The 7302-nt window shown below is 73.5% G+C and carries 6 protein-coding genes; 3 read left to right on the forward strand and 3 right to left on the reverse strand.

Annotated elements, in window-relative coordinates; genetic code table 11:
* The first annotated feature begins 27 nt into the window (after positions 1-27).
* Complete coding sequence (locus tag ACFYM6_RS19655) at positions 28-1056, forward strand: hypothetical protein (protein WP_387277332.1); 1029 nt, start codon at positions 28-30, stop codon at positions 1054-1056.
* Here the strand turns inward: ACFYM6_RS19655 and ACFYM6_RS19660 are convergent.
* The 3 genes from ACFYM6_RS19660 to ACFYM6_RS19670 form a co-directional block, all read right to left on the reverse strand.
* Positions 1038-1748 (reverse strand): VOC family protein, encoded by a 711-nt coding sequence (locus tag ACFYM6_RS19660; protein ID WP_387277334.1) that lies wholly within the window; start codon positions 1746-1748, stop codon positions 1038-1040. The two genes, ACFYM6_RS19655 and ACFYM6_RS19660, sit on opposite strands and share 19 nt — an antisense overlap.
* A gap of 106 nt (positions 1749-1854) precedes the next feature.
* Positions 1855-4932 carry an NACHT domain-containing protein gene (locus ACFYM6_RS19665; RefSeq protein ID WP_387277336.1) on the reverse strand — a complete coding sequence of 1026 codons (3078 nt, stop codon included), beginning with the start codon at positions 4930-4932 and terminating at the stop codon, positions 1855-1857.
* A gap of 86 nt (positions 4933-5018) precedes the next feature.
* Positions 5019-5354, reverse strand: a complete 336-nt coding sequence (locus tag ACFYM6_RS19670; protein ID WP_387277338.1) for a YciI family protein — start codon at positions 5352-5354, stop codon at positions 5019-5021.
* Between the two features lie 314 nt (positions 5355-5668).
* On the opposite strand from ACFYM6_RS19670, the gene ACFYM6_RS19675 reads away from it, so the two are divergent.
* The gene (locus tag ACFYM6_RS19675; protein ID WP_073836200.1) at positions 5669-6415 is read left to right on the forward strand and encodes a lysozyme; all 747 of its coding nucleotides are present in this window, start codon (positions 5669-5671) and stop codon (positions 6413-6415) included.
* 114 nt (positions 6416-6529) lie between these two features.
* A complete protein-coding gene (locus ACFYM6_RS19680) occupies positions 6530-7204 on the forward strand; it encodes a peptidoglycan recognition family protein (RefSeq protein ID WP_387277340.1) in 675 nt (224 codons plus the stop codon).
* Positions 7205-7302 lie beyond the last annotated feature (98 nt).

A 7302-nucleotide genomic window follows, 5' to 3' on the forward strand; every position in this document is an offset into this window, starting at 1 on the left:
GTGGCACAGGTGTTCAGGAGGGGTGAGATGACCGACGCGTCGGGCGGAAGGGCGCCCTCGCCGGACCGCCGGCCACCGTGGATCGACCGGGGACGTGACTGGGCCGGGTGGGCCGGCCCACGGCTGAAGGCGGGCGTGCGTACCACGTGGGCGCGGCTGCTTCCGGTGCTGCAGAGGTTGTGGGCGGCGGCGGACGGGGACGTGCCGTCTCCCCCTTCCGATGAGACGCACGAGCACCGGGAGCTGTCCCACCCGATCGCCGTCGCGGCCAAGGGGCACGTGTTCACGTTCACCGTCCGGGCCGTGCTCACCTGGTCGATCACGGGCGAGCGGCCCGAGGTGCCGATCTGGTACGTGCGCCATTTCACGCCCAAGGTGATTCAGCAGTTGCGACGTACGGCCGCGGACTGCGCGCGCGACTTCGCCCCGCACCGGGCGGGCGACCTCGAGGTGGCCCTGCAGAAGGCCCTGACCGAGCAGGATCCGAAGCAGTGGCGCTACACGCGCGGCCGTGTGACGGTCCAGTGCCGGCCGGAGGTGTGGTGGGTTCGCCACGACGACCGGGTCCTGGAGACGATGCGGCCGCACTGGGACCGCATGATCGAGCTGGAGTGCGAGTACGAGCTGTACCTGGCTCGAGCCCGGTACGCGGAGGAGCTGAACCGGCGGTGGGTGACGATCCTCGACGAAATGGTCGACGATCCCCCGGGACGCGAGGAGACGGAGGCGATCAACGAGGAGCTGTACCGGGCGCGCCGGCACATGGCCGCGGAGCAGCGGGCCGCCGCCGAGTGGAGCGCGGGGCTCATGCGGGACCGGCGGAACTTCGACCGGATCTTCGAGCCGTTCACCGCCATCCCCATCGTCCCGCAGCAGGCAGCCGGCTCCGCCCGCGACTCCTCAGGCGACGCACCGAAGGCAACCTCCAGCGAGGCCACCGCGACGACGACATCGACGGACGCCACCGCCCCGAAACCTGCGTCAACCGAGGTCGCCGCCCCGAAGGTGGCCTCGACGGAACGCGCGTCGGAGCCGGGTCAGGACGGGCGGCGCTGACGCCGCGCCGCTTCGGTCCGGGCTGTCGGGCTCGCCTGCCGGTTGCGCAGGAACGCGCCCAGTCCCTGCCCGTCCTCGGTGGCCAGGAACGCGCCGCGGGCGTTGAGCAGGGCCTCGTCGGCGTGCGCCAGGCAGCCCCACACCGTGTCGCCCCATGAGTCGGCGAGCTTCACCTCGGCCGGCTCCGGGCACGCCTCGCCGCGTGGGCCGCCGATCTGGCAGCGGGCCGGCGCGCCGCCGTGCTGTCTGACCCGCTCGGCGGCCTCGCGGATCAGCGAGAACCGGACCTCTTTGTCGGCCTCCGGGCTGCGGGCCTGCTCGGGGACCGCCCGCCGCTGCCCGAACAGGACCACGTTGCCGTCCGGGTCGGTGGTGCGGCACTCACCGCCGGGGGCGTGCTCCGGATACCCGGACCGCTCGACGGCGTACCCGGCGGCGGTCAGCCGGTCGATCGTGGCGGTGAGGTCGTCGACGTAGAGGTAGATGAGCAGGGGCAGCTCGACGGTGACCAGGCGCGGCGTGATCGCGGCCAGCAGCAGGGTCAGCTCCCCGCACTGCAGATAGGACCAGCGGGACTCACCGTCGCCCCCGGTGCGCAGCTCGGCGTAGCCGAAGACCGCGTAGAACCGTCGCGTGGCGTCGGCGTCCGCGACGTACAGCACCGGCACCTGGGCCTGCACTCCGTTGGGCACCACGCCAATGTACTCGTAGCGGAAGTTTAAATCACGTCTTTGACATCGGGTTTTCCTGCCTCGCCGCCAGCAACGCGGCGCCGAGGAAGCACCCGCCGCGTGACCGTCAGCCGTCGTGCCACATGGGGACCGCGCGGCGCAGGGTGAGTGCCACGATCTCCGGGGCCCGCAGCACCCTGGCGAGCCGGTACGCCACGCCGAGCGCCAGCGGCCCGAACATCGGATGCCCGATCAGCCGATGGCAGGCATGCAGGCCGATCTCGGCGACCTCCCGGCGGGTCAGCACCGGGAGGTTGCCGCGCCCGCGCTCAACGCTGGCCGCGACACGGATCCGCCGCAAGGTCTCGGCCCGCTCGTCGGTGACCCGGCGTAGCACCGCCGCCGACCACCGCCAGGCTTCGACGAGCGGGAGCAGGTCCGACCCAGCGGGCAGCAGGTCGGCGAAGTACAGGTCGTACCGGCAGATCGCCACCGCCTGGGTCGGCTGCCCCTCGGCGAGGGTCAGCCCGGCCAGCAGCCCGGCGGCCAGGGGCGCGGACCACTCGGCGTCGAGTCCGGCGGACCGCACGGCGTCGACCAACCGTTCGCACGCGTCCCGCGCCGCCACGTCGCCGGCGGCGTACCGGAGCACCGCCTGGAGTTCCGCGGTGGCCGGCTCGGGCCGTCCGCTCCGCTCCTCCCGCGCGGCCAGTTCGTCGGCGGCGGCGAGCAGTTCCCGCACCGGGGCGTCCCGGCCGACCAGCTCGGCGATCACCCGCCGCTGCTCCTCAACCGGGGTACGGGCCGCCCCGGTGGCCGGCGGCGCCGGGAGCTGGGCGAGCAGGGCGGTCAAGCCGCTCCAGTGCCCGGCCGCCGCCCCGACCAGGACCGCCCGGCGCAGCGCCACCCCGGTGCGATCGTCGTCGAGCCCGATGTTGGCCGCCCGGGTGTCGGCGACGGCGGCCAGCGTCTGGAACGCTTCCGGCCAGTAGCCGGCCCCGGCGAGTTCGACGGCGAAGTCCTCACGCAGCCGGCTGCCGCGCCGGCCGGCCACCGACCCGGCGGCCAGCCGGGCCTGCAACCGGCCGTGCCGGAACCGGTAGGCACCCGCGCCGTGCCGGAGCAGACCGACCGCGTCAGCGTGGTCGAGGAAGGCCAGCAGGTGGTACGGGAGCCGGTTGCGCGCGGCGAGCACGAACCGGGCCACGCCGAAGCGGAACCAGGCGCTGCCGCCCCGCCGGTACAGCCACCAGCCCAGGCCCAGGCCGAGCCCGGCGTAGCCCTGTGCCACCGGCGGCGGGAAGTCGGACAGGCCGGCCAGCCACAGGGCGGCGAGGCCGAGGAACCACAGCGCCACGGCCCGGACGGCGGCCAGCGGCAGCGCCGCGATCGTCGCCGCGCGATCCGCCCGCACTGTCCCCGCGGGACTGAGCGCGCTCAACTCCGCAGCCGGGGCGGACAGGTCGACGCGCAGCGCGGAGCGGACGACGGTGAACCCGCACCAGCCGACCCCCACGGCCAGGGCGCACTGGGACGGCACCGACCAGTGCGCCACGACGGGCACGGCGCCGAGCAGCGTGCCGAGCCGTGGCGGCGGCCCGATCGCCACGAACAGCGGCCAGGTCAGGGCGCCCCAGAAGGCACCGCCGACCAGTCCGGCCACCAGTCCCTCGAGGAGGGCCCGGAACCCGCCGATGAAGACCGGCCGTACCGGCGGCATGCCGTGGTGCGGGTCGTCGCGGAGCGCCGACCGGACGGCCGCCGCCAGGGCCGCCAGGATCACCAGCAGGGACGGCCGGGCGATGACGCCGTGCAACAGCTCCCGGACCTGGGCGTGACCGGTCACGGCGGCGAGGGCGCCGAGCGCCTCCCCGACCGGCGACAGGGCGAGCCACGCCGCGAGAGCGGCCCGGAGACCGTCGAAGGCGACCCAGAACGGACGCGGGAGCGCGACGGGGAGCTGCCACCAGCGGAACTCGCGACTGTCCAGGGACTCCAGGTGGCTGGCCAGCTGGGCGAGGTAGCGGCGGGACCGGTCCGGTTCCCAGCGGCGCAGGCCCTGCCCGCCCCGCCGCGACCGCAGGGCCGCGTCGACCGCGCGGGACAGCACCTCGTCCTCCACCGAACGCCGGCCGCGCTCGGCGGCCAGCGGGAGCAGTTCGCGCGGGTCCGTGCCGGGCTGGTCGAACGCGGTCCGGGCCAGAGCCACCAGCAGCGGGGTGGACAGCGCCGCGGCCAGCTCGGGGTCGGCGTCGAGCCGGTCGGCCACCGTGGACCAGTTGCCCACCTGATGCAGCGGCGCGGCGTCCCGCAGGTATCGGCCGACCTGCGCGGCGGTCAGCGGCGCGAGGGTCACCACGGCGGTCGCCCGCAGCCGCTCGCCCTGGATCAGGTACGTCTCGTAGACGGCGGAGCGGCAGGTCAGCACGAACCGTTGGGTCGGCAGCTCGTTGAGTTCCGCCAGGCAGGCGCTGAGCCGGTCCTCGGGCAGCTCGTCCAGGCCGTCCAGCACCGGCACCACCAGGTCGGCCAGCAGCAGGTCACGCACCACCGCCTCGCGGCGGGGGTGGCCGGCGGCGAGGTACGGGTACCGCCGGGTGATCCGGTCGGCCAGCCAGTCGTGGAACCCCTCGGCGCCCGGGTCCCAGGAGTCCACCGGCAGCAGCACCGGGATCGGCGCCTCCGGGTCGCGCCGGCTGGCGAACTCCCGGACCAGCCGCAGCGCGATGATCGATTTGCCGGATCCGGGTGGTCCCAGCACCAGCAGACGCCCCGACGGCACCGAGCGGTAGCACTCCCACAGCGCCCCGTCCCGCCCGGTGAGGTCGACGGGTCCGGCGTCGGCGGACCGGCCGATCGAGCGCCAGGACGGCATCAGCCGCTCCGGGGCGTTGTGCCAGGCCACCGGCAGCGGGTACGGCTCGTCGACCGCGCGCAGCAGGGTCTGCTCGGTGGGCTCCCGCCGGATCAGCTCGGCGAGCTCGTCGGCGGCGGCCCGCCGGTGCACCCAGGCCGTCGGCGGGGCGGCTTCCCGCCCGGCGAAGAGCTGGTCCACCACCACGTAGACCGCGATGACCCCGGCGACCACACCCCAGAGCCAGTTGACCTTCTCGAAGTCGTACCGGAGCCAGACCCAGGCGGTGCCGCCGGCGCCCAGCAGGGTCACGACGGTGACGAGACTCCATTTCCACACGCCGCGCCGCACCGGACGATTCTGCGGGGCCGAGGATTCCCGCGCAGCCCCACCCTCCTGTCCGGACGGCGGACCGGCTGCGGGGCGCCCGGGGTCGCTCACGGAAGCAGCAGGTCGCGGACCCGTCGCAGGTGGGCCTGCTCGGCGTGATTGTCGGTCCGCGCGATCGCCGCGTCGTACGCCGCGACCGCCTCCCCCGTCAGGTACTCCTTGCCCTCCACGTACGGCCCGTCGGTGATCAGCACCTCGTCACCCTGCAGGCGCAGCACGGTGGCGGTCTCCGGGGCGTGCAGGCCGTTGCCAAAGACCCAGGACCCGGCCTCGACCAGCTCGTCGTGGATGGCGTCGATCTTGCGCATCACCTCGGCCAGGAACTCCGGCTCCGGCAGCCCCTCGCCGGCCGGCTGGTACATGCTGATCAGGTACTGCTTCATGCGCTTCTCCTCGCCCGTCCGGGCCGGCCCGCCGCCGGCCCCTTCACCCTCCATACGAACGGCCGGCGCCGGGATCGACACGCCGGCCGAAGGGTTCTACGCGCCTGACGTCTGGAACGAGCCATCGTCCCTCGATCGGATTTTGAGCTGGCGCCGTCACCCCGGCGGACCCTGGCCGGGCGGGGGCGCCGGAAAGTTACCAAGATGATCTTCCATGTATCTATTGAAATTTGTCGCCATCCTGTGACGTAATACTGACAGTTCCTTTCACCAACTCCCGCCGCCGCGAGCGGCATACCCCCCGGGAGGGAAAGATGAACCGTCCCCTGCGATCGGCGCTACGTACGGCCGCCACGGCCGTGCTCGCCACCGTCACCCTGGCCGCCTCGGCACTCCTCGGCGCGACTCCCGCCAGCGCCGCGCCGGCCGGCCTGCCCGGCATGGACGTCTCCAGCTGGCAGGGCAACGTCAACTGGTCCGCCGCCTGGAACAACGGCGCCCGCTTCGCGTACGTGAAGGCCACCGAGGGCACCGGCTACACCAACCCGTACTTCGCCCAGCAGTACAACGGCTCGTACAACGTCGGCATGATCCGGGGCTCGTACCACTTCGCCCGGCCGGACGTCTCCAGCGGCGCCACCCAGGCCAACTACTTCGTCGACCACGGCGGCGGCTGGTCCAAGGACGGCAAGACCCTGCCCGGCGCCCTGGACATCGAGTACAACCCGTACGGCGCGACCTGCTACGGGCTGAGCCAGGCCTCGATGCGCAGCTGGATCGCCTCGTTCGTCAACCAGTACTACGCCCGCACGGGCCGGTGGGCCACCATCTACACCACCACCGACTGGTGGACCACCTGCACCGGCAACACCTCGCAGTTCGCCGCGAACAACCCGCTCTGGATCGCGCGCTACTCCAGCAGCGTCGGCACCCTGCCGGCCGGCTGGGGGACGTACTCGTTCTGGCAGTGGGCCGACTCCGGCGTCTTCCCGGGTGACCAGAACGTCTGGAACGGCACCCTGGACCGGCTCAAGGTGCTGGCCTGCAACGGACCCTGCTGACCCGCTCCGGTGGCGGGCGCCCTTTCGGCCACTCCGGCTCGGCGTGTCTGACGCCGCGCCGGACCCCGGGAGCAGCCGCCCGCCACCGGCGTCCGTACCCCTGAGGAGGCCCCGATGTCCGTCCCCGTCCCCCGGCGGGCCGTGCTGCGCGGCGCGGTCCTGCTCGGCGCCGCGGCCGGCGCCACGGCGTTCACCCAGTTCGGCGACGACCGCGACGCGCGGGCCGTCGCCACCCGGGTCGACCAGCCGGATATCGCCAACTGCGCGACCTGGAGCGCCCGCCCGCCCTCGACCAACGTCAGCGTCGTGCAGAGCCGCCCCAACAAGATCATCATCCATCACACGGCGTTCCCGAACACCACCGACTACAGCCTGGCGCAGGCCTACCGGAACTCGCGCGACATTCAGAACCTGCACATGGACACCAACGGCTGGCTCGACTCCGGGCAGCACTTCACCAACAGCCGCGGCGGCTACCTGACCGAGGGCCGGCACGGCAGCCTGTACGCACTGCTGCACGGGCAGACTATGGTCCAGGGCGCGCACTGCGTCGGGCAGAACAGCCAGGCCATCGGCATCGAGAACGACGGCACCTACCTCGACGTGCAGCCACCGAAGGCACTCTGGGACAGCCTGGTGTGGTTCTGCGCGTTCACCTGCCAGCAGTACGGCATCCCGTCCAGCGAGATCTACGGGCACAAGGACTTCAACAACACGCAGTGCCCGGGACTGCTGCACGACCGGCTGCCCGAGCTGCGCAGCGCGGTGGCCGCCCGGCTCGGCGGCTGACCACCCCGACCCGGCCCGTCGCGGGGCGCCTCACCGGGGCGCCCCCCCCCCCCCCCCGCCACCCCCACCCCCCCGGCGGGCGCGCCCGACCCGCGGGG

The organism is Micromonospora sp. NPDC006431 (assembly GCF_042870725.1).
Lineage (GTDB): Bacteria > Actinomycetota > Actinomycetes > Mycobacteriales > Micromonosporaceae > Micromonospora.